The following is a 24,539-nucleotide window of genomic DNA, read 5'->3' on the forward strand; positions in this document are numbered from 1 at the left end:
GTGCCTGGGGCGCCCTCGGGGCGGGGGCGCGCGCGGGCGGCCCCCCCCCCCCCCCGCCCCCCCCCCCCCCGCCCCCCCCCCCCCCCCCCCCCCCCCCGCCCCGCCCCCCCCCCCCCCCCCCCCCCCCCCCCCCCCCCCGCCGCCCCCCCCCCCCCCCCCCCCCCCCCCCCCCCCCCCGCGCCGCCCCCCCCCCCCCCCCCCCCCCCCCCCGACTTGACCCGCGATGCTTTCAGTCAGACCACCGCAAAGTAATGCTTCACAAAGCTCTCGCTGAGAATCTCCCAGAGCACCGGCGTGCCCTTGGTCACGAACCAGCTGTCACCCACGTTGTAGGTGCGGCTCACACCCGTGGCTTCGTCGGTCAGGCGTACCTGGCCGGTGACTACCACGGCCTGTTCGTTGAACGGGTAGACCATGCGGAACTTGCCGGTGGTGGTGCCAAAGTAGGCGCTGCTGACCGGGTCGGTCGGTGCGCCGAAGGTCATTTTGCCGAAGGCGCGTACTTCGCCTTCGAGTATTTCCGAGCCCAGGTCGGCAACGGTGCCCCAGGCGTCGAGTTGGCTGAGCTGGAGGTTCTGGGTGACGGCAGTCAGGGTCATGGCAGTGTTCCTTGAGGGTTGAAAGCGTTAGGGCTTAGCGCCGGCCATTCCAGTAGCCGGACAACTGGTGCCAGGATTTGCCGGCGGTCAGCAGCAGCGAGCGCAGTTGATCCTTGGCCGGGATGGTCGGGCGTGGCACCGAGCTGATCAGGTCATAGCGCGCCGAGCCTTCGCTCATGCCTTCGGCCAGGACCTTGCAGATGATGTGGCTGGGGGTGACGCCAAAGCCGGAATAACCTTGCACGTAAAAGGCGTTGCGCCGACCGGGCAGGGTGCCGATCTGCGGGAACAGGTTGGGGCTGCAGGCCATCGGCCCGCCCCAGGCCAGGTCGATTTTCACGTCCTTGAGGTAGGGGAAAATCTTCAGCATCAGGTTGCGGTTCCAGGCCTTGAGATCGCCCGGGATGTGTTCGACCAACGGCGTGGCGGCGCCAAACAACAGGCGGTTCTCGTTGGTCACCCGGTAATAATCGATCACCGGGCGGATGTCGCTGTAGGCCCCGCGGATCGGGCTGATGCGCTGGATCAGCTCGTCCGGCAGCGGCTCGGTCATCATCTGGAAGGCGTAGGTGTTGATGGTCGAGCGGTGCAGTTCCGGCTCCAGCTTGTTGAGGAAACTGTCGCAAGCCCACAGCAGCTTGCTGGCGGTCACCGAACCGCGCCCGGTGCGCACGCGGATGCGCTCGCCGTACTGCACCTGCAGCGCCGGGCTGTTCTCGAAGATGCGCACGCCGTGTTCGCTGAGCGCCTTGGCTTCACCGAGCAACAGGTTCAACGAGTGCACATGGCCACCGCCCATGTGCAGCAGGGCGCTGCTGTAGGCGTCGGAGCCGATGATCTGCTTGACCTCGCTGCCACCGAGAAAACGGATCTCATGCTGGGAGTTGACCGACTTGAAGTCTTTTTCCCAGGCGCGCAGGGTCTTTTCCTGACGGGCGTTGAAGCCCATATAGCCATAGCCGTGGCAGAAGTCGGCGTCGATGGCGTACTTGGCGATGCGGTTCTTGATGATGTCGGCGCCCAGGTCGCTGATCTCGAAGATCTGCCGCAGGCCATCGTCGCCGACGTGCTGTTTGATCTTCTCCAGGTCATGGCCGATGCCGGCCATGATCTGCCCGCCATTGCGCCCGGTGCCGCCAAAGCCCAGGTAGCGGGCTTCGAGCACGACGATGTTGGTGATGCCTTTTTCCGCCAGTTCCAGGGCCGTGTTGATCCCGGAAAAGCCGCCGCCGATGATGACCACGTCGGCGTCCACGTCCTGTTCCAGGGTCGGAAAGCTCAGGTTGTATTTTTTGGTGGCGGTGTAGTAGGTCGGCGTTTCGATGTTGATCATGGCGCAGCCTGAAAAGTGAAGTACTGATGGGCTCTATTAAGGCCTTGCCCGGCGCCTGCGTCTTGACCCTGCGTGCCGCCGGGCTTGACTGCCGGTGCCAGGGCTGTGGCAAGGCGTTGATTTTGTTAAAGTGTTAACAAAGTAGCCTGATGATTAGCCTTCCCATGCCCCAGCCGCGCCCGTCGTTGACCCTGACCTTGTTGCAAGCCCGCGAAGCGGCCATGCGTTTTTTTCGCCCCTCGCTCAACCAGCACGGGCTCACCGAGCAGCAGTGGCGGGTGATCCGTATCCTGCGCCAACAGGGCGAAATGGAGATCTACCGCCTGGCGGAACTGGCCTGCATCCTCAAGCCGAGCATGACCGGGGTGCTGGTGCGCATGGAGGCCGCCGGCCTTGTCAGCCGGCGCAAGGCCGAACAGGACCAGCGCCGGGTGCTGGTCAACCTGGCGCATAAGGGCGAGGAGATTTTTGCTTCGATGAGCCAGTGCATGGAGAGCAATTACCGGCGCATTCAGGAGCAGTTCGGCGAGCAGAAGCTGCAGGCGCTGCTGGGACTGCTGGAGGAGTTGAAGCAGGTAGGGCGGTGACTGCATCGCGGGTCAAGCCCGCTCCTACGGGAATGTGCAGGAGCGGGCTTGACCCGCGATGAGGCCAGTACAGTCAATACACAGAAGGCCCAGACGAACCCACTACCACATCCCCCTTGAACTTACCCGCCAAGCCCTGCAAGCCCTTCATCAACACCGTGGTATCGACCCCCACCGCCACGAAGCCTGCGCCCAGCTCCAGATAGCGCCGCGCCAGGCCCTCATCGGCACTGAGAATTCCCGCCGCCTTGCCGGCCTGTTGAATCTGCACAATCGCCTGTTCAATCGCCGCTTGTACCTCGGGGTGGCCGGGGTTGCCGCGATAGCCCATGGAGGCACTCAAATCCGCCGGGCCGATGAACACCCCGTCAACGCCCTCGACTGCCGCAATCGCATCAAGGTTGCGCAGCCCTTCAAGGCTTTCGATCTGCACCAGCAGGCACATCTGCTCATCGGCCTGGTCCAGGTAGGCGGGGATGCTGTTCCAGCGCGAGGCCCGCGCCAGGGCGCTGCCGACCCCACGCACACCCCTGGGCGGGTAGTGCATGGCGCGCACCAGTTCGCGCGCCTGGTCGGCGCTTTCGACCATCGGCACCAGCAGGGTTTGTGCGCCGATATCCAGCACCTGCTTGATCAGCGCAGTGTCGCCGATCACCGGGCGGATGATCGCCTGGGCCGGGTAGGGGGCGATGGCCTGCAACTGGCCGAGCATGCCGCGCAGGTCGTTGGGCGCGTGTTCGCCGTCGATCAGCAGCCAGTCGAAACCGGCGTTGGCGGCAAGCTCGGCGCAGTACGGCTCGGCCAGGCCAAGCCACAGGCCGATTTGCGCCTCGCCGCGTTGCAGGCGTTGTTTGAAGCGGTTGAGGGGCATGTCCATGGGCAATTCCTCAAACGAAACGGCAGGCAATCGAACCGAGCATGTCGTAGTCGACATGGAAGGTATCGCCGGGGTTGGCCGCCACCGGGCGGGTGAAGGAGCCACCGAGGATGATTTGCCCGGCTTCGAGGGTGACGTCGTACGGCGCCAGCTTGTTGGCCAGCCAGGCGACGCCCTTGGCCGGGTGGTTGAGCACCGCCGCCGAGACCCCGGACTCTTCGATCACGCCGTTGCGGTAGAGCACCGCCGGCACCTTGCGCAGGTCGATATCGCCCGGGCGCACCGCGCGCCCGCCCATGACCACGCCGGCGTTGGCGGCGTTGTCGGAGATGGTGTCGAAGACCTTGCGGGTGGCCTGGGTCTGCGGGTCGACCTGCTGGATGCGCGCATCGATGATTTCCAGCGCCGGAATCACCCACTCGGTGGCATCAAGCACGTCGAACAGGGTCACGTTGGGGCCTTTGAGCGGCTTGCCGAGGACGAACGCCAGCTCTACCTCGACTCGCGGCACGATAAAGCGCTCGAAGGGGATGTCGCTGCCTTCGTCGAAGAACATGTCGTCGAGCAGCGCGCCGTAGTCCGGTTCGGTGATGTTCGACGACACCTGCATGGCCCGCGAGGTCAGGCCGATCTTGTGGCCGACCAGCTTGCGCCCGCTCTCGATTTTTTGTGCGACCCAGGCACGCTGGATGGCGTAGGCGTCCTCAATGCTGATGCCCGGGTGCTCCAGGGAGAACTGCCGCACCTGTTCGCGGCTGCGTTCGGCGCGCTCGAGCTGAGCGGCGGCTTGCAGGATCTGGCTGTGGTCAAGCATGGCGAAATCTCTTACTGAGGGTTGACGATGGCAGCCTTGGTGCGCAGCACCAGCAAGCCGCCGAGGGTGATGAACAGCGCCAGCACGTACAGGGCCAGGCTGGCGCTCTGGGTGGTGTCGCGCATCCAGCCGATCAGGTACGGGGCGAGGAACGAGGCAATGCTGCCGAACGAGCTGATCAGGGCGATACCGGCGGCCTGGGTAGTGTTCGACAGGAACGCCGGCGGTAGTTGCCAGAACATCGGCAAGGCGGCGCTGGCGCCCATGCCGGCGATGATCAGGCCGCCCAGCACCATTACCGGGTTGCCGGGCGCCAGGCCGGCCACGGCGATGCCGGTGGCCGACATCAGCAGCGGTACGCACAGGTGCCAGCGGCGTTCACGCTGACGGTCGGACGAGCGCCCGCAGGCGATCATGAAAAAGCACCCGGCCAGGTACGGCACGGCGCTCAAAAGCCCGACCCGGCCATCGCTGCCGATGCCGGCACCGTGGATCAGGGTCGGCATCCAGAACGCCAGGGTGTTGACCGCCAGCATCACCGCAAAGTACACCGCCACCAGCAGCCAGACCTGGCTGTCACGCAGGATGCCGGCGAACGAGGTGATGGATTTGCGCTGCTCTTCCTGGTTCAGTTGCTCGCGCAGTTGCTGCTTCTCGTTGCCGTTCAGCCAGCTGACGCTCTCGAAACTGTCGGGCAGGCACTTGAGCACCACCAGCCCGAGGAAGATTACCGGCGCGCCCTCGATCAGGAACATCCACTGCCAGCCACGCAGGCCGGCGGCGTCGTGGAACAGCTCGAGGATGCCGCCCGACAGCGGCCCGCCGACCACCCCGGCCATGGGCACGGCGATGGCGAACAGCGCAGTGATCTGCCCACGGCGGCGGGCCGGGTACCAGCGGTTGAGGTAAACCAGGATGCCCGGGAAGAAGCCGGCTTCAGCGACGCCAAGCAAAAAGCGCAGGACGTAGAAGCCCGAGGCCGATTCGACCCAGAGCATGCTGGTCGACAGCGTGCCCCAGACCACCATCAGGGTGGCGATCCAGCGCCGCGGGCCGACGCGGTCCAGGGCCATGTTGCTGGGTACGCCGAACAGCGCGTAGGCAATGAAGAACAGCCCGGCACCAAAGCCGTAGACCGTGTCGCTAAAGTGCAGGTCGCTGCTCATCTGCATCTTGGCAAAACCGATGTTGATGCGGTCCAGGTGAGCGAACAGGTAGCAAATCAGCAGCAGCGGCATCAGCCGCCAGGTGATCTTGCTGTGGGTCGAGTCATGTTGGGCAAGGGCAGCGTGTTGGGCAGTATTGGCTGTGCTCATGATCTTGTACTTTTTGTCAGAGGGCCGTTGGGGAGGGCGGGTGGCTGTGGTTCAGCCCGCCTGGTTTTGCAAAAAGGCGTGCACGTTGTTCTGTTTGAAATTCAGCTGCGGGTGCAGCTCGATCATCTCGAACGACAGCGCCAGCAGGTGTTGGCTTTGCAGCTCGGCAAAGTGCGCGGTGATCACCTCGAACAGCGCCTCGGCGACCTCGGTGCGGGTTTGCAGGTCGCGGCCGTGGCCGACCTTGAGGGTCATGTGGACGAAGGCGTAGTCGTGCTTGCCATCGGCCATGCGCCAGTTGTCCAGGCGCACGCCACGGCTGCGGATGCCACCCAGGGGGAACACGCCGCTGGCGCCCAGGCTGGCGTGGACCTTCTCGAACAGGCCGGGCAGGTCGGCCTGCTGCTCGATGTTGTCGGTGTACTCGGCGATGAAGTGTGGCATGAAGATCTCCGTTTGAACGGCGGCAAGCGGCAAGCTACAAGCGGCAAGAGCGCGTGCTCTTCGCTTGCAGCTTGTGGCTTGAAGCTTGTGGCTGCTGCCTTCGCGCTACAGCGGGAAGATGGCGTTGATTTGCCCGGTGCCGGAGCTGCCGAACGGCTCGGTCAGCACCTCGACCGGCTTGTTGTAGTCGGCGCCGCCCAGCAGGCCCAGGAGCATCGCCGTGTCGTGCATGCCGCCTTCGCCGTAGCAGTGGTTGGCGTAGTCCGGGAGCATCGCGCAGAACTCCTTGAAGCGGCCCTGCTTCCACAGCTCGACCACCCGCAGGTCCATCTGCTTGTCGAATTCGCGGGTCCAGTTGTGGATATTGGCTTCGGCGTTGCGGTCATCGGAGAAACGGTGCGACAGCGACCCGGAGGCCAGCACCAGAACCTTGCGGTCGCTCTTTTCGATGGCCCGGCGCACCGCGGCGCCGAAGGCAAAGCTGTCTTCCAGGCGGTGCCAGGCGCACCAGGCGGCAATCGACACGACCTTGAGCTTGTGCGCGTCGGGCACGTCCATGTGCATGTAGCGCATCGGCACCAGGGTGCCGTATTCAAGCTCAAGGCTGGGGATGTTGTGGGCCAGGGTGCGCACGTCGGCGGCGTTGGCTTCAAGGCCGATCAGCTCGCCCAGCTGCGGGCAGCCGGGGTACTCGAAGTCCATGTTCTTGATGAAGTGCGGCAGTTCGTTGCTGGTGTAGGTGCCCTTGAAGTGCTCGCCACAGTTGATGTGGTAGCCGCTGTTAACCAGCCAGTGGACGTCGAACACCACAGCGGTATCAGCGCCCAGCTCGCGGGCGCGGCGGCCGATTTCCTTGTGCCCGGCGATCGCCGCCTCGCGGCAGCCATGATGCTTGCCGGGCAGTTCGGACAGGTACATCGAGGGTACGTGGCAGACTTTGGCTGCCAGGACGACTTCGCCCATGATGGAACTCCTGGAAATTGTTGTTGTTGGAGCGGGCTTGCCCCGCGATGTGGTGTAGGACCGAAGCAAGATCGCGGGGCAAGCCCGCTCCTACAGGGATCTGCTTTTAGACGCCCCAGCGCGGAATATGATGACTGCCCATCGAGATACACACGTTCTTGATTTCGGCAAACACCTCGAAGCTGTACTGCCCGCCTTCACGGCCAGTGCCCGAACCCTTGACGCCGCCGAACGGCTGGCGCAGGTCGCGCACGTTCTGGCTGTTGATGAACACCATGCCGGCCTCGATGCCGCGGGCCAGACGATGCGCCTTGCCGATGTCCTGCGTCCAGATGTACGAGGCCAGGCCATACTCGGTGTCGTTGGCCAGTTGCAGCGCCTCGGCTTCGTCCTTGAAGGGGATCAGGCACACCACCGGGCCGAAGATTTCTTCCTGGGCGATGCGCATGTTGTTGTTCACATCGGCAAACACCGTCGGCTGGATGAACTGCCCGCGGGCCAGGTGCGCTGGCAGGTTGGCCGGGCGCTCCAGGCCGCCGGCGAGCAGGGTGGCGCCTTCCTCGATGCCGATCTTGATGTAACCGGTGACCTTGTCATAGTGGGCTTGAGTGATCATCGAGCCTACCTGGGTTTGCGGGTCTTGCGGGTCGCCGACGATCAGGCGCTTGGCCCGTGCGGCGAACTCGGCGACGAACTGCGGGTAGACGCTCTGCTGGATGAAGATGCGGCTGCCGGCGGTGCAACGCTCGCCATTGAGCGAGAAGATGGTGAACAGCGCCGCATCCAGGGCGCGCTCCAGGTCGGCGTCTTCGAAAATCAGCACCGGCGACTTGCCACCCAGCTCCATGGAGTACTTTTTCAGGCCCGCGGTCTGCATGATCTTCTTGCCGGTGGCGGTGCCGCCGGTAAAGGAGATGGCACGCACGTCCGGGTGGCGCACCAGGGCGTCGCCAGCGGTGGCACCGTAGCCCTGGATGACGTTGAGCACGCCGTTGGGGATGCCGGCTTCCACCGCCAGGCGCCCCAGCTCGTTGGCGGTCAGCGGCGACAGTTCGCTCATCTTCAGCACCGCGGTGTTGCCCAGGGCCAGGCACGGCGCGGTCTTCCAGGTGGCGGTCATGAACGGCACGTTCCACGGCGACACCAGCCCGCACACGCCCACCGGCTGGTACAGGGTGTAGTTGAGCATCTGGTCGTCGACCGGGTAGGTGTGGCCGTCCATGCGGGTGCAGACTTCGGCGAAAAAGTCGAAGTTGTGCGAGGCCCGCGGGATCAGCACGTTCTTGGTCTGGTGGATCGGCAGGCCGGTGTCGAGGGTTTCAAGCTCAGCCAGGTGCGGCACGTTCTGCTCGATCAGCTCGCCGAGCTTGCGCATCAGCCGCGCACGTTCCTTGGCCGGGGTGTTGGCCCATTTCGGGAACGCCTCTTTTGCCGCCGCTACCGCTTGGGCCACTTCTTCGGCGCCGCCGCTGGCGACTTCGCCAATGGCCTCGCCGGTGGCCGGGTTGTAGTTGACGAACACGTCTTTGCTTTCGACCTCACGGCCGTTGATCCAGTGTTTGATCATGTTGCTCATGCCTCTTGGCGGTTGAGGGCGAAGAACTCGGCTTCGCTGACAATACGGTTGACCAGGCGCCCGACGCCTTCGACTTCGACCACCACTTCATCGCCCGGCACCACGTCGGCCAGGCCTTCGGGGGTGCCGGTGGCGATCATGTCGCCCGGCTGCAGGGTCATGAAGCTGGACAGGTATTCGATCAGGTAGGGGATGTCGAAAATCATGTCCTTGGTGCTGCCTTGCTGCTTGAGCTCACCGTTGATCCAGGTGCGCAAGGTCAGGTTGGAGGCGTCCGGCACATCGGCGACGTCTACGATCCACGGCCCGACCGGGGTGGTGGCGTCGCGGTTTTTCACCCGCAGGTTGGGCCGGTAGTAATTCTCGAGGTAATCGCGAATCGCGTAGTCGTTGCACACCGTGTAGCCGGCCAGGTACTCCAGCGCATCCTCGCGCTTGACGTTGCGCGCAGGCTTGCCGATCACCGCCACCAGTTCGCACTCGTAGTGCATGTAGGCGACGTTGTCCGGGCGCCAGCTGACCTGGTTGTGGCCGGTGTAGGTGCCCACCGACTTGACGAACGCCAGCGGCTCGGAGGGTGGCGTGAAGGCAAGCTCGGCGGCGTGGTCGGCGTAGTTCAGGCCCAGGGCGAACATATTGCCGGTGGCCGGTGGCAGCCACTCGACCTGCTGCTCGGCGAGCAAGCGGCCATCCGCCAGGCGCACGGCGTTGTCGGCTTCGACGGTGACGGCGTGGACTTCGCCCTGGTAACGGATACGTGCGTGTTTCATCAGCGCTTCTCCTGCGCGGCAACGATGCTGTTGGTCAGGCGCCCGAGGCCGCTGATCTCGACTTCAACCTGGTCCCCGGGCAGCACATCGACGCGGCCTTCGGGGGTGCCGGTGATCAGCACATCGCCTTCATGCAGGGTCATGAATTCGCTGATTTCGGCAATCAGCTGGGCGACGCTGCGGACCATGTTGGCGGTGCTGTTGTGCTGGCGCAGGGCGCCGTTGACGAACAGCTTGATGCTCAGTTGCTGCGGGTCGGCGACCTGCGCGGCCGGCACCAGTTCAGGGCCCAGGGCGCAGAAACCGTCGCGGCACTTGGCCTTGACCGCCGGGCGGTAGTAGCTGTCTTCGGGCAGGCTGAATTCGTTGACGATGGTGTAGCCGGCGACATGGCTGAGGGCCTCGTCGACGCTGACCCGGGTGGCACGCTTGCCGATCACCACGCCCAGGGCCGGGCCCGGTTGCAGGTGCTCGATGCCTTGCGGGTAGACCACCGGCTGGCCATGGCCATTGCGGGTGTTGGGGGTCTTGATGAACAGCACCGGCTTGACCGGCGGCTTTTGATACGGCGGCTGTTCGAATTCGGCGAGACGCTGGTCAAGCAGGCCCTGGTAGTTCAGCGCTACGCCGAACAAGGTACCGCTGGCAGCATCGTGCAAGGCACGGCTCATGGGGTTCTCCTGGCTGGGGCAGGGGCAGGGTCCCTGCTCGAATAATTGTTAATGTGTTAACGTTATAATTAAGATGTTAACGAAATGCAAGCGGCTTGCTGCAGGAGTAAGCTGGCGGCATAACAACAAGCGTGAGCAGGGCCATGCGCGAGCAACAGCCAATCCCCAACATCAACATCGGCCAGGTCTACGATCAGCGCTACAGCGATGCCGAGGTGCATTACGACAAGCTCGGCAACCTCGCCGGGTTTTTCGGCCGCAATATGCCGGTGCATCGTCACGACCGGTTTTTCCAGGTGCATTACGTCAAAAGCGGCACGGTGCGGGTGTACCTGGACGATCAGCAATACGTCGAATCGGGGCCGATGTTCTTCCTTACACCGCCGACCATCCCGCATTCCTTCGTAACCGAACCCGATGCCGACGGCCATGTGCTGACCGTGCGCCAGCAACTGGTCTGGCAGCTACTTGAAGCCGACCCCGGGTTGGCGCCGGGGCCGCAGGTGGCGCCGGCCTGCGTGGCCTTGAGCGGCCTGGAGCCAAGCTACGCCGCCGAAGCGCGGCGCCTGGCGCTGCTGTTCGATGAGCTGCACAGTGAAATTAACGCCAGCGCCGCCGGGCGCGGGGCGGCGCTGGAAAGCCTGACGCGACTGATCATGACCAGCCTGCTGCGCCTGTGCGCGCGCTCGCTGCCGGCGCGGCAAACCCGTCATGAAGACTTGCAGGTGTTTCATCGTTTCAATGAACTGATCGAGGCCCACTACCTCGAGCACTGGCCGCTGGCGCGCTATGCCCAGGGCATTGGCGTCACCGAAGCGCGGCTCAACGAAGTGTGCCGGCGCATCGCCGACCTGCCGTCCAAGCGGCTGATCCTCGAACGGCTGATGCAGGAGGCGCGGCGCCTGCTGCTGTACACCGGCAGCTCGGCCAACGAGATCTGCTACCGCCTGGGCTTCAAAGACCCGGCGTACTTCAGCCGGTTCTTTTTGCGCTATGCGCAGCTGACGCCGGGGGAGTACCGCCAGCGTCAGGCGGGGTTGCGCTAAGCCTGGCCGCGTAGCCAGAGGTTGTCGAAACGCCAGGTGCTGAACAGCGTCTGCTCGGCTGCGGCGCCGCCGACCTGGCGCGAGAAAGCATCGAGCAGATTCAGGTAGCCCCAGATCAGCAAGCCGCCCCGTTCGTACTGGATCTGCTGGGCCTGGTGCACCAGGGCGCTGCGCTTGGCCAGGTCCGGTTGGGCCATGGCCTGGAGGAACAGTTCGCTGAACTGCGGGTCGTTGAAGTGGGTCTTGTTGGCCACGGCGAAGGGCGCATCGATGTGCATGGCGCTGGCCAGAAACGGCGCGCCGATGGTGCCGCCGGTGCTCAGTTGCCACTGGTCGTGCTGCGGGCCGTCGAAGGTGGCCTGGTCGACCTGGCGCACCTTGAGGCTCACGCCGATGGCCTTGGCCTGTTCGGCGAACACCAGCGCCGAGGCCAGGGCCGGGCCGCTGGTGGTCACCAGCTCGACTTGCAGTTGCTCGTAGCCGGCCTCGCGCAACAGTTGCGCCGCCCGTTGCGGGTCATGGGGGCGTGGGCCGAGGCTGTGGTTGAAGGTCGGGTCATCAGGTGCGTACAGGTCGTTGGCTACCCGGCCCTGGCCGTTCAAGGCACGGCGCACCAGCTCCGGGCGGTCGGCGAGCAGGCGAAACGCCTCGCGCACCTTGGGGTTGTCGAACGGCGGCTTGCTGGTGTTCATCTCGAACGACAACCAGTTGCCGCTGACCGAGGTTACCAATTGCAAACGCGGGTCGCGTTCGATGATCTGCAACTGCTCGCTGGGCAGGCCGTTGGCCATGTCGATCTGCCCGGCGCGCAGGGCCGCGAGGCGCGAGACCTGGTCCTTGAAGTCGATGATCTCCAGCTCGTCGGCGTAGGGTTTGCCGTCCTTGTAATAGTTCTCGAAGCGGCTGAACACCGAGCGCTGGCCGGGGCTGAAGCTTTTCAGCTTGTACGGCCCGGCACCGACCGGGTTGGTCACCGGGTGGTAATCCACCGGCACGATGCCGCCGAAGTTGACCCAGGTTTCGGCCAGCGGCAGGTAGCTGCGCCCGTCCTTGAAGCGAATGCGCACGGTGCGCGCGTCGAGTTTTTCCAGGTTGTCGCGATCGACCCAGTGCAGCAGCGCGGCGTAAGGCGAGGCCAGTTGCGGGTCGGTCAGGCGGCGAATGGAGAAGATCAGGTCGTCGGCATCGATGGTCTTGCCGTTGTGAAACTCCAGGCCCTGGCGCAGGCGCACGGTCCAGCTGCTGGCGTCGGCGCTGGCTTGGGCTTCTTCGGCCAGGGCCAGGCGTGGCTGCATCTGCTCGTCCCATTCCCACAGCTTGCTGTAGAGGGCAAAGCCGCGGACGATGCCGCTGCCGATCGGCTTGTGGGCATCGAGGTTGCCGACCTGGCCCCCGGCCAGCACGCCCAGGCGCAGGCGCCCACCATGGCGCGGCTGGTCGCTGGCCGGGCTGCTGGCGGCCGGTGCATCAGGGCCGCAGCCGCTGAGCAGCAGGCCGCCGCCCAGCGCCAGGCTGTAGCCGAGAAAGCGTCGGCGCTGCTGATCGAAAAGGTCCATAGCCTCAGGCTCCTGCTGCACGCAGGGCTGGCGCCTGGGTGTCGATGCGCTTGAGCGGCGCCCGTTCGCCGCGAAAGTGCGGGAGGATGTGCTCGCCCAGACGGTAGGCTTCTTCCAGGTGCGGGTAGCCGGCGAGGAAGAACAGGTCGATGCCCAGCGCGTTGTACTCGCGAATCCGCGCCACCACGTTGGCGTAGCTGCCGACCAGCGCCAGGCCCGGCGGGATGCCGATGTAACCAAAACCGGCCCAGACGTTGGGGTAGATGAAAAAGTCGTCGAACGGCCGGGTTTCGTCCTTGGCCGCGTACTCGTTTTCGTAACTGAGCTTGCGCGCGGTGCGCAGCCCGGCATGGGCGGCTACAGCCTTCACCGCACCCTTGGCTACGCCTTCATCGAAAAAGCGCCTGGCCTCGGCCAATGCCTGGGCTTCGGTCTCGCGGGTAATCACATCGATCGACAGGCCGAAGCGGATATTGCTGCGGCCATGCTTGAGCGCGCGCTCGCGAATGTCGGCAATCAGCGCGCGGATCTCGTCCGGGTGCTCGGCGCGCATCAGGTAGAAGTCGGCGTGACGGGCGGCGAATTCCCGCGCGGCGATCGACGAGCCGGCGGTGCAGATCAGCGGCAACTCGGCTTTTTTCTGCGGGCCGCGCAGGCCGCCACCTTCGGCCTTGTAGAAGCGCCCCTGGTAGTGGAAATTCTCCGAGTGCCAGTAACCCTTGACCACGTCCATGAACTCGATGGCGCGCTCGTAACGTTCATCGTGGTCGCTGAAGTCGCCGACTTGGCGCTGTACGGCATCCGAGCCGCCATTGATGATGTTCCACACCAGGCGATTGCCGCTGGCGCGCTGGTAGGTCGCCGCTTGCTGCACCGCGACCCAGGGCGTGTAGTGGAAGGGCTGGAAGGCGGTGACGTAGTTCAACGTGCGGGTTTCGCGGGCCAGTAGCGAGCACACCGTCCAGGGCTCTTCGCCGGACGGCGCGTTGACCATCAGCGCGCCACCGAAGCCGTTTATTTCGGCGGCGCGGGCGATCTGCCCGAGGTAGTCGATGTAGGTGAAGTGATCGCCCACGGCAAAGTTCGACACGGCGCCGGTACTGTCGCCGCCGGCATGCCAGTCGCCGCGGTTGCGCGGATCGCCAGGGAGGAACTGGGTTTCGCCGTGCAAGGGCAGGCGGGTGAAGAATTCGATGCTCACGGTCAGCGTCCTTATTGCACGGTGGGGTTGCAGAGGGGGGCGATGGGCTGGTCGTTGAACACCTTGCGGGCAAACGGCAGCGAGTCCTTGAGCGAAGCGTTGACCGTCTCGCTGTGGCCCAGGCCCTTGTACAGGTGGCCTTCGACGATCGAGCCGGTCTTGCAGGCATCCTGCATCAGTGCCACCTGGGTGGCGGCAGCCGGGGTCTTGTCTTCGGCGCCGGTGCCGATGAAGATCGGCTGGGCGAGTTTCAGGGTCGGGTAGGACACCTGCGCCAGCCACGGCTTGAGTTTGTCGCCACTGTTGGCCTTGCGGGTGTTGGCCGGGGTCAGGCCGGTGCCGACCACATCGGCCACCAGTGACGACAGGCAAGTGCTGCGCGCCTGTTCGAACAGCGGCAGGGCCTTGTCGGTGTAGAAGTCGCGTGGGTCGATGCTCGGGTCGTACTGCTGGGCTGCCAGCAGGGTGTAGAAACCGTAGGCCAGCGAGGCATCGAACTTGTCCTGGTCCTGTTCGCCGACGTTCTTGGCGCCAACGGTGTAGATCACCCCGGTACCGACGCTGCCCTTAAGGCCCAGGTCGGGGGCATAGGTGGGCGCATAGGCAGCCGAGGCGAAGGCGCCGGCGCCGCCCTGGGACTGGCCGACCACCAGCACCTTGTTGGCCAGATCCGGCACTCCTGCAATTACCGCGCGGGCGGCATCGAGGATGCCGTAGGCGGCCATGCGGTTGTTCAACAGCGGGTGGCCGCCGGGCACGCCCAGGCCCTGGTAGTCGGTGGCGACGATGGCGTAGCCCTCGTTGAGCCAGCGCGCCAGGTACTGCACGTCGCGGTACGAACGCCCGGCCCAGGACGGTGCGCAGACATCCGCAACGCCCACCGTGCCATGGCCCCAGGTCACCACCGGCCAGCCGCCTGCCGGCGCCTGGCCCTTGGGAATGAACAGCGCGCCGGAGACCGCCACCGGGGTCTTGCCGTCGATGCCGTCGGTAGAGCTGTAGAGAATGCGCAGCTGCGAGCCGGCGCCAGGCAGGCTCAGGGTTTTTTCCAGCGGTTCGCTGCGCAGCAGTTTGCCCGGTGTGCCAGGGATGGCCTGGCTCCAGCTGTAGAACGCCGAGACCCGGCCATCGCCTTGCAGCGGGTCGGGTTTGGGCGCGAAGGTTTCTGCCGCTACGGCGCTGAGCGACAGGGCCAAAAGGCCCAGGCCGAAGGCGAAGGTTTTTTCCAGTTTCATCGAGAGGTCCTTGCACGGTGCGTTTGCCAGGCTTGAGCGAAATGCGTGCCAGAGCGCTGCAGGGCCCGATTTTGCGGGGGTGGGCTGCCGTAACGAGTAATCCTGAGGGCGTGTCGATGCTGGCTGGCAGCCACGGATTGCTGGGCGACTGCTGCTGTGGCAGCAGCCTCAAGCGCTTATCTCTAACTGGAATATATAAATGCTAATTAATAATTATTTGTTCTAATTTGTTTCGGGCACTATGGCCCTGCGCTTTCACTGCCAGGAATGCACCATGTCGCTGATAACCCATCCCCACGCCCGGGAACTGACCAAATCCGTTCGCGCCACCGTTCTGGTGTTCAAGGACCCGCGCTCCCAGGAATTGCTCAGCCGCATCGAACGCCTGGCGCCGAGTGAAGCCAACACCCTGATCATCGGCGAGACCGGCACCGGCAAGGAGCTGGTCGCCCGCCATATTCATCAACTGAGCCGCCGCGGACGCGAGCCGTTCGTGGCAGTCAACTGCGGCGCTTTCGCCGAAACCCTGGTCGAGAGCGAGCTGTTTGGCCACGAGAAGGGCGCTTTTACCGGCGCCACCAACAGCAAGGCCGGCTGGTTCGAAGCGGCCAATGGCGGCACGCTGTTCCTCGATGAAATCGGTGACCTGCCGTTGAACATGCAGGTGAAATTATTGCGCGTGTTGCAGGAACGCGAAGTGGTGCGCCTCGGTTCGCGCACACCGATCCCGATCAACGTGCGCCTGGTGGCGGCGACCAACGTCAACCTTGCCGATGCGGTGGTGGCCGGGCATTTTCGCGAAGACCTGTTCTACCGTCTGCACGTGGCAACCATCCGCCTGCCGCCGCTGCGCGAACGGCCCGGGGATATCCTGCCACTGGCCGAGTTCTTCCTCGAAGAGCACTGCCAGCGCCTGGGTTACAGCCGCGCCAGCCTGAGCCTGGAAAGCGAACGCAAGCTGCTCTCGCACAGCTGGCCGGGCAACATCCGCGAGCTGGAGAACGCCATTCACCATGCGCTGTTGGTGTGCCGGCAACAGGTGGTGCAGCCGGCCGACCTGCACCTGGTGGACATGCGTTCGGTGGGTATCCGCCAGGAAGAACACAGCCAGCCGCTGCGCATCGCCAGTGAGCCGCCAAACCTTGAAGCGGCGCTGACGGCGCTGTTCGAGCAGAACATCCCGGATTTGTACGAGCATATCGAGGAGACGGTGTTTCGCACCGCGTACCGCTTCTGCCATGGCAACCAGTTGCAGACCGGGCGCTTGCTGAATATCAGCCGCAATATCGTGCGGGCGCGGCTGGAGAAGATTGGTGAGTTGAAGCGCACGGACGGTGTCGCCCTTTAGGCCAGCGCAATTCGAGCATCTGATCCGTATAAATACCGCCAACCTGAATCTGTAACTCAGTACACCCGAAAGTCATAGTAACGGCCTCCCTGATGAGGTCCGAACCATGTATCACTATGACGAGTATGACCGTGCGCTGGTGTTCGAGCGCGTGGCGCAATTTCGCGATCAGGTGCGCCGGTTCATGGCTGGCGAACTGAGTGAAGAAGAGTTCCTGCCCCTGCGCCTGCAAAACGGCCTGTACCTGCAAAAACATGCCTACATGCTGCGCGTGGCCATCCCCTACGGCACCCTCGGCGCCCGGCAGATGCGTACCCTGGCGCAGATCGCGCGCGAGTACGACCGTGGCTACGGCCACTTCACCACGCGCCAGAACATCCAGTTCAACTGGATCGAACTGGCCCAGGTGCCGGACATTCTCCAGCGCCTGGCCGAGGTCGAGATGCATGCGATCCAGACCTCCGGCAACTGCGTGCGCAACATCACCACCGAAGCCTTCGCCGGGGTGGCCGCCGACGAGCTGCTCGACCCGCGGCCGCTGGCCGAGATCCTCCGTCAGTGGTCGACCATCAACCCGGAATTCCTCTTTCTGCCGCGCAAGTTCAAGATCGCCATCTGCTCGGCCATCGAAGACCGTGCAGCGATCATGATGCATGACATCGGCCTGTACCTTTACCGCGACGGCCGTGGCCAGATGTGCCTGCGGGTGATGGTCGGCGGCGGCCTGGGGCGCACGCCGATCCTCGGTTTGCAGATTCGCGAAGGGCTGCCGTGGCAACACCTGTTGTCCTACGTCGAAGCCATCTTGCGCGTGTACAACCGCCATGGCCGGCGCGACAACAAGTACAAGGCGCGGATCAAGATCCTGGTCAAGGCGCTGGGCATCGAGGCGTTCTCCCGCGAGGTGGAGGAGGAGTGGCAACACATCAAGGACGGCCCGGCGCAACTGACCGAGGACGAGTTCCAGCGTGTCGCCGCCGCCTTCGAACCACCGGCCTACGACAGCGTCATCGATGATGAGCTGGCCTACGACACCCACCTGGCCCAGGACCACGCCTTCGCCCGCTGGGTGGCCTGTTGCGTCAAGGCGCACAAGGTCCCGGGTTATGCCAGCGTGGTGCTCTCGACCAAGCCGGGCGATGCCTCGCCACCGGGCGATCTGACCGATGCGCAGATGGATGCGGTGGCCGACTGGTCGGAGCAGTTCGGCTTCGGCGAGATCCGCATCGCCCACGAACAGAACCTGATCCTTCCCGACGTGCGCAAGCGCGACCTGCACGCGCTCTGGCGCCTGGCCTGCGAGCGCGGCCTGGGCACCGCCAACATTGGCCTGTTGACCGACATCATCGCCTGCCCGGGCGGCGACTTCTGCGCCCTGGCCAACGCCACCTCGATCCCTATCGCGCAGTCGATCCAGCGCCGCTTCGATGATCTTGACTACCTGCACGACCTGGGCGAGCTGAGCCTGAATATCTCCGGCTGCATCAACGCCTGCGGCCACCACCACATCGGCAACATCGGCATCCTCGGCGTCGATAAAAACGGCAGCGAGTGGTACCAGGTGACCCTCGGTGGCGCCCAGGGCAAGCACAGCACGCTGGGCAAGGTCATCGGCCCGTCGTTCAGCGCCGCCGAGATCCCCCAGGTGATCGAGCAGATCATCGCCACCTACTGCGCCTACCGCGAGCTGGAAGAACCCTTTGTCGACACCGTGCGCCGGGTTGGCCTGGAACCCTTCAAGGAACGGGTCTATGCCAAGCGGCCGGAGGAGCTGATATGCGTAATGTGATTGGCCTGCGCAACGGTGAAGCGCAGTTGATCGAGCATGATCCCTGGCAGCTGTTGCGCGAACCCGGCGAGGTGCTGCCTGACGGCCTGGTGATCTTGCCGCTGGCCAGCTGGATTGCCCGCCGTGCCCAGCGGCCCTTTGGCCGTGACGGCGTATTGCTGGGGCCAGACGACGAGCTTGAGCCGCTGCGCCCGTGGCTGCCCCAGGTGCCGCTGATCGCCGTGGATTTCCCGAGCTTTCGCGATGGTCGTGGCTACAGCCAGGCCTACCTGCTGCGCAGCCGCCTGGGCTGGCATGGCGAGCTGCGCGCGGTGGGCGACGTGCTGCGTGACCAGCTCAGCCATATGCGCCAGTGCGGTTTCGACAGCTATGCCGTGCGCGAAGACAAGTGTGCCGAGGATGCCCTCAAGGGCCTGGCCGGCATGAGCGTGCTGTACGGGCGTTCGGTGATCGAACCACGGCCGCTGTTTCGTCGACGCTGACGCCGTCGCCGGGTTCGGGCTACCATGCCGAATCGCCCGTTCGACAGGATGTTGCTGCATGCCATTCACTACCCGCGTTGCCCGGCCCAGTGATGCCGAGGCGCTCAGCCTGGTTGCCAGCCAGACCTTCGCCCTGGCCAGCCCGCCGGAGGCTGGCGAGCAGGCAATGCAGGAATACATCGACAGCCGGCTGCAGCCCGAGCATTTTGTACTGCACCTGCTCAACCGACGCAAACGCCTGCGCGTGCTGGAGCACCTGGGCACCGTGGTGGGCTACAGCCTGGTCGACACTGCCCCCGAAGTGCTGGGGATTGCCGAAGCCGATGGCTTGCCTGAACTGAGCCGCTGCTATGTGCTGCCCGAGCTGCATGGCCAGGGTGGCGCGCAGCTGTTGCTCGACGACACCCTGGCGCAGGTGCACGGCGCCATTCGCCTGACCGTCAACGAACAGAACGCCCGGGCGATCCGCTTTTACCAGCGCAATGGCTTTAGCAAGGTCGGCGAGGCCGTGTTCGAATGCGGGCCGGAGCGTCATCGCGACTGGGTGATGGTCGCGCGGCGCTGACAAAACTGGTTAAAGTGTCGTCCTCCTCTTATTGCTCAAGGTTGTGTTCATGACTGATCTCAGCGCATTCCCGATCACCCGCAAATGGCCGGCCAAACAGCCCGAGCTGCTGCAGCTGTATTCGCTGCCCACGCCCAACGGCGTCAAGGTGTCGATCATGCTTGAGGAGATCGGCCTGGCCTACGAGGTGCACAAGGTCAGCTTCGAGACCAATGACCAGCTGACCCCCGAATTCATCTCCCTGAGCGCCAACAACAAGATCCCGGCGATCCTCGACCCTGACGGCCCGGGCGGCCAGCCGCTGCCGCTGTTCGAGTCCGGGGCGATCCTCATCTACCTGGCGGAAAAAACCGGCAAGCTGCTGCCGGCCGACCCGGCCAAGCGCTACCAAACCCTGCAGTGGCTGATGTTCCAGATGGGCGGGATCGGGCCGATGTTCGGCCAGCTAGGGTTCTTCAACAAGTTCGCCGGCAAGGACTATGAAGACAAGCGCCCGCGTGACCGCTATGTGGCCGAGTCGCGGCGTTTGCTCGGGGTGCTCGACAAGCGTCTTGAAGGGCGCGACTGGGTGATGGACGAGTACAGCATTGCCGACATCGCGATTCTGCCCTGGGTACGCAACCTGATCGGTTTTTATGAGGCGGGCGAGCTGGTCGGCTTTGACGACTTTGCCAACGTCAAGCGCGTGCTGGCGGCGTTTGTGGCGCGGCCGGCGGTGGAGCGGGGGCTGAAGATCCCAGCTTAGCGCCTTATCGCGGGGCAAGCCCGCTCGCACATTCCTGTGGGAGCGGGCTTGCCCCGCGATGACTAAAACACCTGCCGAAACACCCAGTACAACCCCCCGGCCAGCACAATCGCCGCCGGCAAGGTCAGCACCCAGGCCATCAGCAGGTTGAACAGGGTGCGCATCTGCAAGCCCGAGCCGTTGGCAACCATGCTCCCGGCCACCCCGGACGACAGCACGTGGGTGGTCGACACCGGCAGCCCGTACATGTCGGCCGCGCCAATGGTGCACATCGCCACCAGCTCCGCCGAGGCGCCCTGGGCGTAGGTCAGGTGGGTCTTGCCGATCTTCTCGCCGACGGTCACCACGATGCGCCGCCAGCCGACCATGGTCCCCAGCCCCAGGGCGATAGCCACGGCGATCTTCACCCACAACGGAATGTAGCGGGTGGCGCTGTCGATCTGTTGCTTGAACAGCTGCACCTTGGCCTGGGTATCGGCATCGAACTGCGCCAACTGGTGCTTGTCGATCAGGCGGATGGCCTCGGAGGTCAGGTACATGTCGTTGCGCACGTTGGCCATGGCTTCGGCTGGCACCCGGTTGAGCGAGCCGTAGCCCTTGACTTCGCTGCCGATCATCCCGGCCAGCGCCGCCAGGGCCGGCAGCAGTTCGTCGCTGGCCTGTGGCTGGCGGATGAAAGCGCTAAGGGCCTGCCGTGGGTCCGCCGGCGGTGCCTGCGGGGCGCTGCGCTGCAAAGCCTGCTGGGTGACCTCGGCGACGGCGGCGAACTGCAGCGACTGGTCGGCCGGCATGGTCCGGTTCAGGGCATAGGCCATGGGCAGGGTGCCGACCAGGATCAGCATGATCAGGCCCATGCCTTTTTGCCCGTCGTTGGAGCCGTGGGCGAACGACACCCCGGTGCAGGTGAGGATCAAAAGCCCGCGAATCCACCAGGGCGGCGGCGTGTTGCCGACCGGCGCCTGGTACAGCTCGCGGCGCTTGACCAGCATACGCAGGGCCAGCAGCAACAGCGCCGCGCAGGTAAAACCCACCAGCGGCGAGAGCAGCAGTGAATAACCGACCTTGCTGGCCTGGGCCCAGTCCACGCCGCTGGTGCCGTCGCGCCCGTGCATCAGCGCGTTGGCGATGCCGACGCCGATGATCGAGCCGATCAAGGTATGCGAGGACGAAGCCGGCAGGCCCAGCCACCAGGTGCCCAGGTTCCAGATGATCGCCGACAACAGCAGGGCGAAGACCATCGAGAAGCCGGCCGAGGAGCCGACCTGCAAAATCAGCTCCACCGGCAGCAAGGCGATGATGCCGAAGGCCACCGCGCCGCTGGACAGCAGCACGCCAAGAAAGTTGAAACAGCCAGACCACACCACCGCCACCGACGGCGGCAACGAATGGGTGTAAATCACCGTGGCCACGGCGTTGGCGGTGTCGTGAAAACCGTTGACGAACTCGAAGCCCAGGGCAATCAGCAACGCCAGGCCGAGCAGCAGAAAGGGGGTCCAGGTGGTGACTACGGTGCCGGTGGCGTCGATGTCGCGCAACACGCTCCAGGCGGTATATAAAAGGCCGGCCACCAGCAGGCCGAAGAACAGGGTCAGGGTGGTGCGGCCGGGTTTGTGATCGAGACGTGGGCGTGGATCGTGGTTGGCCAGCGATGGGCTGCCAGCCAGGGTCGGGGTGGTCATGATGACGGGTCCGGGTTACCAGAAAGGGTCTAGCCTTGCCCGGCCATGATAAAAACAATCGGTGACAGCACCGTGACCTCGATCAAGGAAAGTCCTAGGATCAAGGGACCTGCCGATGGAGGGTAACGATGATCCGTTGCAAACGCGTTTATGACCCGCAGGATGCTGCCGATGGCCAGCGCGTGCTGGTCGACCGCCTGTGGCCGCGCAACACGCGCAAGGACCAGTTGCAGGCCCTGTGGCTGCCACAGGTGGCGCCGTCAACGGCGTTGCGCCAGGCGTTTCATCAGGGGGAGGTAGATTTTGCCGGCTTTGCCGAGCGTTATCGCCAGGAACTTGCGGCGCGTCCCGAGCATTGGTGGAAGCTGCTGGGCATGGCCGGGCAGGGCGATCTGACCTTGCTGTATGCGGGCAAGGACACTGAGCACAACAATGCCAGGGTGCTGGCGCAATGGCTTGAGGATGAGCTGGAGCGCCAGGGGCCGGGGAGTTCGCCGGTGTGTTATGCCGATGAGTTCAACACTTGAGTCAATGGGGCTGCTTTGCAGCCCATCGCCGGCAACGCCGGCTCCCACAGGGGCTGCGTGCATCCTGGCCCTTGCTTATTGAGAAAGACCGCAATGACTGTGCAACTGACCCCCGCCACCGACCAGCACCGCACCTTCGCCCGCGACCTCACCCGCCGGGCCATGCTGCCCTATTACCGCGAGTTCGACCTGCTCTGGCAGGAAGAAGCCTTCGACCAGGCCTGGGAATGGCGTGAGCAGTGGCTGATCAGTGAAGCCCAGCAACCGCTGGGTTACTTCAGCCTGAGCCAGGACCGCCAGGCCCTGTTCATCCGTGAACTGCACCTGCTCGAAGGCTTTCGCGGCCGCGGCATCGGCAGCTGGGTATTAACGCAACTGGCCGACTGGACCGGCCAGCGGCAATTGCCGCTGCTGCGCCTGATGGTGTTCAGGAGCAACCCGGCGCAGGCGTTGTACCTGCGCCACGGCTTTGAGGCAGTCGGTGAGGACGAATGTTTCGTGCGCATGCAGCGGCGTACTGACATTTTTACCAGTAGCGGCTGAGTGAACCTCGGGCATAGAGTCGACCGGGCATGGCAGTAACCGGATCAACTAACCCAAGGTGAACGCAAATGAGCGAAGCGAAGAATGTTAGTGGACTCCATGTTCCCGTAACCGAGGTCGACTACGAGCAGAGCATTGATTTGACTCTAAGTATTTACGATTCAAGGGGGAACCCCGTCCCAGGCGTAACTGTTACCTGGACCTCCAGTGGCTCCATCGAGATAAAAGAGTCAGACAGCTCGACGGATACTTTTGGCAAGGCTACCTGTAAGGTGGAAACCAAGTTTGTGCCCATTGACCCTGGAAAGAGCTTGATTGGCGGGGAAGGCTTCATCACCGCTGCTATCAGTGACGAGCGTTTTACTTCCCCTAAGCTCAAGTTTCGCGACCAGCGTTGAACTAACGGCTTGAGGTCTGGGACTGCATTCGAATGACCCCCTGCTGAGCAACGGTGGCCTCCAGCAGTTTGCTTTGCACCGGCAACAGGTCACCAATCAGCAGGTTCTGCAAAATCGGCTTGCCCTCGAAGGTGTTCGGCCCCAACACCACCTGCTGCAACCCCTCGACCCGCACCACCGCCTTGCCGACCTTGCCCAGGGTGTTGCCGCTCAAGGTTAGCGGCCCGGGCAGCGGCGCGGCATTGCGCAGGCTGACGGCGTATTCCGGGCTGTTGCCGATGCGGTTGCCGATCAGGCTGACGGCGCCGACCTCGCTGGCATCCACGGCGCTGCCCTGGCTGTTGCCGATCAGGTTGTCGCTGATCAGCAGCGGCGCGGCAGCGCTCGGCGCCAGGTTGCGCAGCTGGATGCCGTTGCCCCGGCTGTCACCGATCAGGTTGCCGGTCAGCAGCAGCGCTCCCTGTTGCTCGCTGACCTCGATGGCCGCCTTGTGCGCGCCAAGGATCAAATTGTGCTCGATACGTGCGCGGGTCTGGCCGCGCAGGCGGATGCCGCTGTTGTTGTCGATGCCGCGCAACTGGTTGTTGCGTACCACCACCTGGCTGTCACGCACGTCGATGGCGTACTGCTGGGACCGGCCGAACTGGCTGTTGTCGATCTGCGCCTGGCTGTGTTGCAGCTCTACCGCGCTGGACAGTTCATTGAACTGGCTGTCGCGGATGATCAGCGTGGCCGGGCGGGTGGATGCCGCCTGCTGGCTGCTCAAGGCGGTGGTCAGGCCGCGCGAGAGGTTGGCGTTGTAGCCCAGGCGGTTGAGGGTCGAGCCGATCACCTGGGTGTGGCTGCCGGCCCAGGCCACCACGAACGGCCGCCAGGCGCGGTCGGTGCTGCCGGGCTTGTCGCCGGCGACGCTCTCCAGGCGCGACTGGTTCAGGCCCAGCCAGCCCTGGTTGATCAGCGCCGTGCCGGAGTAGCTGTACAGGTACAGGCTGGTGCCTTCGAGCAGCAGGCCGCCGTCGCTGGCGATCACCAGCGGGTAGCTGAGCAGGTAGCCGTCCTTGTAGCGCTTGATGATCTTCGGGTCGTCAAGGGCCTCGTGCAGTTGCGCCAGGCTGACGCTGCCGCCGCGCACCAGCACCGCTTGCGGGTGATGCGCCTGGTAGCCGGCGATGGCGCGGAACAGGCCGTTGTTGACGAACGGCTCGAACGGCCAGCTGCCGGCCTGTGACGAGAACATCGGTTGCAGGCTGACACTGGCGCGGCCGGCCGGGCGCGGGCGTTCGCTGACCTGCAGTTGCACGGCCTGGCTGACCTGTTGCTGCAACTGCTGCAGGTCGCGCTGGTGTTCGGCGCTGTCTACCGCGCTCAGTGTTTGCTGCAGCGGCAAGCTCTGGCTGGCAGCCTGGGCCACGGCGCTGAACAGCAGCGCCAGGCAGGAAAGGGTAAGCGGGCGGGCAAGCATGGCCATGACGGTT

Annotated in this window: 25 protein-coding genes; 10 read left to right on the forward strand and 15 right to left on the reverse strand. The window is 64.6% G+C overall.

The features are described from left to right. Positions 1-233: 233 nt before the first annotated feature. Positions 234-599 (reverse strand): cupin domain-containing protein, encoded by a 366-nt coding sequence (locus ABIE20_RS24835; protein ID WP_429508013.1) that lies wholly within the window; start codon positions 597-599, stop codon positions 234-236. Between the two features lie 34 nt (positions 600-633). Continuing rightward, positions 634-1,932: an NAD(P)/FAD-dependent oxidoreductase gene (locus ABIE20_RS24840; protein ID WP_045194046.1), complete on the reverse strand. Its 1,299-nt coding sequence runs from the start codon at positions 1,930-1,932 to the stop codon at positions 634-636. Between the two features lie 164 nt (positions 1,933-2,096). On the opposite strand from ABIE20_RS24840, the gene hpaR reads away from it, so the two are divergent. Then, positions 2,097-2,519, forward strand: coding sequence for a homoprotocatechuate degradation operon regulator HpaR (gene hpaR / locus ABIE20_RS24845; protein WP_429508091.1), 423 nt, complete (start codon positions 2,097-2,099; stop codon positions 2,517-2,519). Positions 2,520-2,592: 73 nt separating this feature from the next. Here hpaR and hpaI read toward each other — a convergent pair whose 3' ends face one another. The 8 genes from hpaI to ABIE20_RS24885 all read right to left on the reverse strand — a co-directional run bounded on the left by hpaI (position 2,593) and on the right by ABIE20_RS24885 (position 9,950). After that, on the reverse strand, positions 2,593-3,396 hold the full coding sequence (gene hpaI / locus ABIE20_RS24850; RefSeq protein ID WP_429508015.1) for a 4-hydroxy-2-oxoheptanedioate aldolase: 804 nt from the start codon (positions 3,394-3,396) through the stop codon (positions 2,593-2,595). Between the two features lie 10 nt (positions 3,397-3,406). Then, the gene (gene hpaH, locus ABIE20_RS24855; protein ID WP_429508016.1) at positions 3,407-4,210 is read right to left on the reverse strand and encodes a 2-oxo-hept-4-ene-1,7-dioate hydratase; all 804 of its coding nucleotides are present in this window, start codon (positions 4,208-4,210) and stop codon (positions 3,407-3,409) included. An 11-nt stretch (positions 4,211-4,221) separates the two neighbouring features. Then, on the reverse strand, positions 4,222-5,526 hold the full coding sequence (locus ABIE20_RS24860; RefSeq protein WP_429508017.1) for an MFS transporter: 1,305 nt from the start codon (positions 5,524-5,526) through the stop codon (positions 4,222-4,224). A 51-nt stretch (positions 5,527-5,577) separates the two neighbouring features. Continuing rightward, entirely contained in the window at positions 5,578-5,970 is a 393-nt protein-coding gene (locus ABIE20_RS24865) for a 5-carboxymethyl-2-hydroxymuconate Delta-isomerase (protein ID WP_429508018.1), read from the reverse strand. A gap of 105 nt (positions 5,971-6,075) precedes the next feature. Continuing rightward, entirely contained in the window at positions 6,076-6,933 is an 858-nt protein-coding gene (hpaD, locus tag ABIE20_RS24870) for a 3,4-dihydroxyphenylacetate 2,3-dioxygenase (protein WP_195884412.1), read from the reverse strand. A 106-nt stretch (positions 6,934-7,039) separates the two neighbouring features. Continuing rightward, entirely contained in the window at positions 7,040-8,500 is a 1,461-nt protein-coding gene (hpaE, locus tag ABIE20_RS24875; protein WP_429508020.1) for a 5-carboxymethyl-2-hydroxymuconate semialdehyde dehydrogenase, read from the reverse strand. A gap of 5 nt (positions 8,501-8,505) precedes the next feature. Next, positions 8,506-9,279, reverse strand: a complete 774-nt coding sequence (locus ABIE20_RS24880) for a fumarylacetoacetate hydrolase family protein (protein ID WP_429508021.1) — start codon at positions 9,277-9,279, stop codon at positions 8,506-8,508. Next, entirely contained in the window at positions 9,279-9,950 is a 672-nt protein-coding gene (locus tag ABIE20_RS24885) for a fumarylacetoacetate hydrolase family protein (RefSeq protein ID WP_045194038.1), read from the reverse strand. Before ABIE20_RS24885 ends, ABIE20_RS24880 begins: the two co-directional genes overlap by 1 nt. A gap of 143 nt (positions 9,951-10,093) precedes the next feature. Here ABIE20_RS24885 and hpaA point away from each other — a divergent pair, with 143 nt between their 5' ends. Continuing rightward, entirely contained in the window at positions 10,094-10,996 is a 903-nt protein-coding gene (gene hpaA / locus ABIE20_RS24890) for a 4-hydroxyphenylacetate catabolism regulatory protein HpaA (protein ID WP_045194037.1), read from the forward strand. On the opposite strand, the gene ABIE20_RS24895 is transcribed toward hpaA, so the two are convergent. Genes ABIE20_RS24895 through ABIE20_RS24905 form a run of 3 tightly spaced genes read right to left on the reverse strand, consistent with a single transcriptional unit; the run spans position 10,993 to position 14,988 of the window. Beyond that, positions 10,993-12,552 (reverse strand): ABC transporter substrate-binding protein, encoded by a 1,560-nt coding sequence (locus ABIE20_RS24895; RefSeq protein WP_429508023.1) that lies wholly within the window; start codon positions 12,550-12,552, stop codon positions 10,993-10,995. The genes hpaA and ABIE20_RS24895 overlap by 4 nt on opposite strands. Before the next feature lie 4 nt (positions 12,553-12,556). Then, complete coding sequence (locus ABIE20_RS24900) at positions 12,557-13,753, reverse strand: LLM class flavin-dependent oxidoreductase (protein ID WP_429508024.1); 1,197 nt, start codon at positions 13,751-13,753, stop codon at positions 12,557-12,559. A gap of 11 nt (positions 13,754-13,764) precedes the next feature. Then, the gene (locus ABIE20_RS24905; RefSeq protein WP_429508025.1) at positions 13,765-14,988 is read right to left on the reverse strand and encodes a lipase family protein; all 1,224 of its coding nucleotides are present in this window, start codon (positions 14,986-14,988) and stop codon (positions 13,765-13,767) included. A gap of 274 nt (positions 14,989-15,262) precedes the next feature. Here ABIE20_RS24905 and ABIE20_RS24910 point away from each other — a divergent pair, with 274 nt between their 5' ends. The 5 genes from ABIE20_RS24910 (at position 15,263) to ABIE20_RS24930 (ending at position 19,917) form a co-directional block, all read left to right on the forward strand. After that, entirely contained in the window at positions 15,263-16,336 is a 1,074-nt protein-coding gene (locus ABIE20_RS24910) for a sigma-54 interaction domain-containing protein (RefSeq protein WP_429508027.1), read from the forward strand. Positions 16,337-16,442: 106 nt separating this feature from the next. Beyond that, the gene (locus ABIE20_RS24915; protein ID WP_429508029.1) at positions 16,443-18,125 is read left to right on the forward strand and encodes a nitrite/sulfite reductase; all 1,683 of its coding nucleotides are present in this window, start codon (positions 16,443-16,445) and stop codon (positions 18,123-18,125) included. Further along, positions 18,113-18,607, forward strand: a complete 495-nt coding sequence (locus tag ABIE20_RS24920) for a DUF934 domain-containing protein (RefSeq protein ID WP_429508031.1) — start codon at positions 18,113-18,115, stop codon at positions 18,605-18,607. Before ABIE20_RS24915 ends, ABIE20_RS24920 begins: the two co-directional genes overlap by 13 nt. A gap of 58 nt (positions 18,608-18,665) precedes the next feature. Continuing rightward, a complete protein-coding gene (locus ABIE20_RS24925) occupies positions 18,666-19,172 on the forward strand; it encodes an N-acetyltransferase family protein (RefSeq protein WP_429508033.1) in 507 nt (168 codons plus the stop codon). Positions 19,173-19,221: 49 nt separating this feature from the next. Then, the gene (locus ABIE20_RS24930; RefSeq protein WP_429508035.1) at positions 19,222-19,917 is read left to right on the forward strand and encodes a glutathione S-transferase N-terminal domain-containing protein; all 696 of its coding nucleotides are present in this window, start codon (positions 19,222-19,224) and stop codon (positions 19,915-19,917) included. 62 nt (positions 19,918-19,979) lie between these two features. Here ABIE20_RS24930 and ABIE20_RS24935 read toward each other — a convergent pair whose 3' ends face one another. Then, positions 19,980-21,596, reverse strand: a complete 1,617-nt coding sequence (locus tag ABIE20_RS24935) for an inorganic phosphate transporter (protein ID WP_429508037.1) — start codon at positions 21,594-21,596, stop codon at positions 19,980-19,982. 128 nt (positions 21,597-21,724) lie between these two features. Between ABIE20_RS24935 and ABIE20_RS24940 the strand changes: the two genes are divergently transcribed. The 3 genes from ABIE20_RS24940 to ABIE20_RS24950 all read left to right on the forward strand — a co-directional run bounded on the left by ABIE20_RS24940 (position 21,725) and on the right by ABIE20_RS24950 (position 23,064). Then, positions 21,725-22,123: a DUF488 domain-containing protein gene (locus ABIE20_RS24940; protein WP_429508038.1), complete on the forward strand. Its 399-nt coding sequence runs from the start codon at positions 21,725-21,727 to the stop codon at positions 22,121-22,123. Between the two features lie 93 nt (positions 22,124-22,216). After that, the gene (locus ABIE20_RS24945; RefSeq protein WP_429508040.1) at positions 22,217-22,666 is read left to right on the forward strand and encodes a GNAT family N-acetyltransferase; all 450 of its coding nucleotides are present in this window, start codon (positions 22,217-22,219) and stop codon (positions 22,664-22,666) included. Between the two features lie 68 nt (positions 22,667-22,734). Then, positions 22,735-23,064 (forward strand): Ig-like domain-containing protein, encoded by a 330-nt coding sequence (locus ABIE20_RS24950; protein ID WP_429508041.1) that lies wholly within the window; start codon positions 22,735-22,737, stop codon positions 23,062-23,064. Position 23,065: 1 nt separating this feature from the next. Here ABIE20_RS24950 and ABIE20_RS24955 read toward each other — a convergent pair whose 3' ends face one another. Beyond that, positions 23,066-24,532 (reverse strand): right-handed parallel beta-helix repeat-containing protein, encoded by a 1,467-nt coding sequence (locus tag ABIE20_RS24955; protein WP_429508043.1) that lies wholly within the window; start codon positions 24,530-24,532, stop codon positions 23,066-23,068. Positions 24,533-24,539 lie beyond the last annotated feature (7 nt).

It is taken from the genome of Pseudomonas sp. 2835, from assembly GCF_050435905.1.
In the GTDB taxonomy this organism is placed as follows: domain Bacteria; phylum Pseudomonadota; class Gammaproteobacteria; order Pseudomonadales; family Pseudomonadaceae; genus Aquipseudomonas.

Excerpts from the sequence above, each read along its gene's own strand:
- ABIE20_RS24835 (WP_429508013.1), bottom strand. The coding sequence starts at position 599 with ATGACCCTGACTGCCGTCACCCAGAACCTCCAGCTCAGCCAACTCGAC.
- ABIE20_RS24840 (WP_045194046.1), bottom strand. The coding sequence starts at position 1,932 with ATGATCAACATCGAAACGCCGACCTACTACACCGCCACCAAAAAATAC.
- hpaR (WP_429508091.1), top strand. The coding sequence starts at position 2,097 with ATGCCCCAGCCGCGCCCGTCGTTGACCCTGACCTTGTTGCAAGCCCGC.
- hpaI (WP_429508015.1), bottom strand. The coding sequence starts at position 3,396 with ATGGACATGCCCCTCAACCGCTTCAAACAACGCCTGCAACGCGGCGAG.
- hpaH (WP_429508016.1), bottom strand. The coding sequence starts at position 4,210 with ATGCTTGACCACAGCCAGATCCTGCAAGCCGCCGCTCAGCTCGAGCGC.
- ABIE20_RS24860 (WP_429508017.1), bottom strand. The coding sequence starts at position 5,526 with ATGAGCACAGCCAATACTGCCCAACACGCTGCCCTTGCCCAACATGAC.
- ABIE20_RS24865 (WP_429508018.1), bottom strand. The coding sequence starts at position 5,970 with ATGCCACACTTCATCGCCGAGTACACCGACAACATCGAGCAGCAGGCC.
- hpaD (WP_195884412.1), bottom strand. The coding sequence starts at position 6,933 with ATGGGCGAAGTCGTCCTGGCAGCCAAAGTCTGCCACGTACCCTCGATG.
- hpaE (WP_429508020.1), bottom strand. The coding sequence starts at position 8,500 with ATGATCAAACACTGGATCAACGGCCGTGAGGTCGAAAGCAAAGACGTG.
- ABIE20_RS24880 (WP_429508021.1), bottom strand. The coding sequence starts at position 9,279 with ATGAAACACGCACGTATCCGTTACCAGGGCGAAGTCCACGCCGTCACC.
- ABIE20_RS24885 (WP_045194038.1), bottom strand. The coding sequence starts at position 9,950 with ATGAGCCGTGCCTTGCACGATGCTGCCAGCGGTACCTTGTTCGGCGTA.
- hpaA (WP_045194037.1), top strand. The coding sequence starts at position 10,094 with ATGCGCGAGCAACAGCCAATCCCCAACATCAACATCGGCCAGGTCTAC.
- ABIE20_RS24895 (WP_429508023.1), bottom strand. The coding sequence starts at position 12,552 with ATGGACCTTTTCGATCAGCAGCGCCGACGCTTTCTCGGCTACAGCCTG.
- ABIE20_RS24905 (WP_429508025.1), bottom strand. The coding sequence starts at position 14,988 with ATGAAACTGGAAAAAACCTTCGCCTTCGGCCTGGGCCTTTTGGCCCTG.
- ABIE20_RS24910 (WP_429508027.1), top strand. The coding sequence starts at position 15,263 with ATGTCGCTGATAACCCATCCCCACGCCCGGGAACTGACCAAATCCGTT.
- ABIE20_RS24915 (WP_429508029.1), top strand. The coding sequence starts at position 16,443 with ATGTATCACTATGACGAGTATGACCGTGCGCTGGTGTTCGAGCGCGTG.
- ABIE20_RS24920 (WP_429508031.1), top strand. The coding sequence starts at position 18,113 with ATGCGTAATGTGATTGGCCTGCGCAACGGTGAAGCGCAGTTGATCGAG.
- ABIE20_RS24925 (WP_429508033.1), top strand. The coding sequence starts at position 18,666 with ATGCCATTCACTACCCGCGTTGCCCGGCCCAGTGATGCCGAGGCGCTC.
- ABIE20_RS24930 (WP_429508035.1), top strand. The coding sequence starts at position 19,222 with ATGACTGATCTCAGCGCATTCCCGATCACCCGCAAATGGCCGGCCAAA.
- ABIE20_RS24935 (WP_429508037.1), bottom strand. The coding sequence starts at position 21,596 with ATGACCACCCCGACCCTGGCTGGCAGCCCATCGCTGGCCAACCACGAT.
- ABIE20_RS24940 (WP_429508038.1), top strand. The coding sequence starts at position 21,725 with ATGATCCGTTGCAAACGCGTTTATGACCCGCAGGATGCTGCCGATGGC.
- ABIE20_RS24945 (WP_429508040.1), top strand. The coding sequence starts at position 22,217 with ATGACTGTGCAACTGACCCCCGCCACCGACCAGCACCGCACCTTCGCC.
- ABIE20_RS24950 (WP_429508041.1), top strand. The coding sequence starts at position 22,735 with ATGAGCGAAGCGAAGAATGTTAGTGGACTCCATGTTCCCGTAACCGAG.
- ABIE20_RS24955 (WP_429508043.1), bottom strand. The coding sequence starts at position 24,532 with ATGGCCATGCTTGCCCGCCCGCTTACCCTTTCCTGCCTGGCGCTGCTG.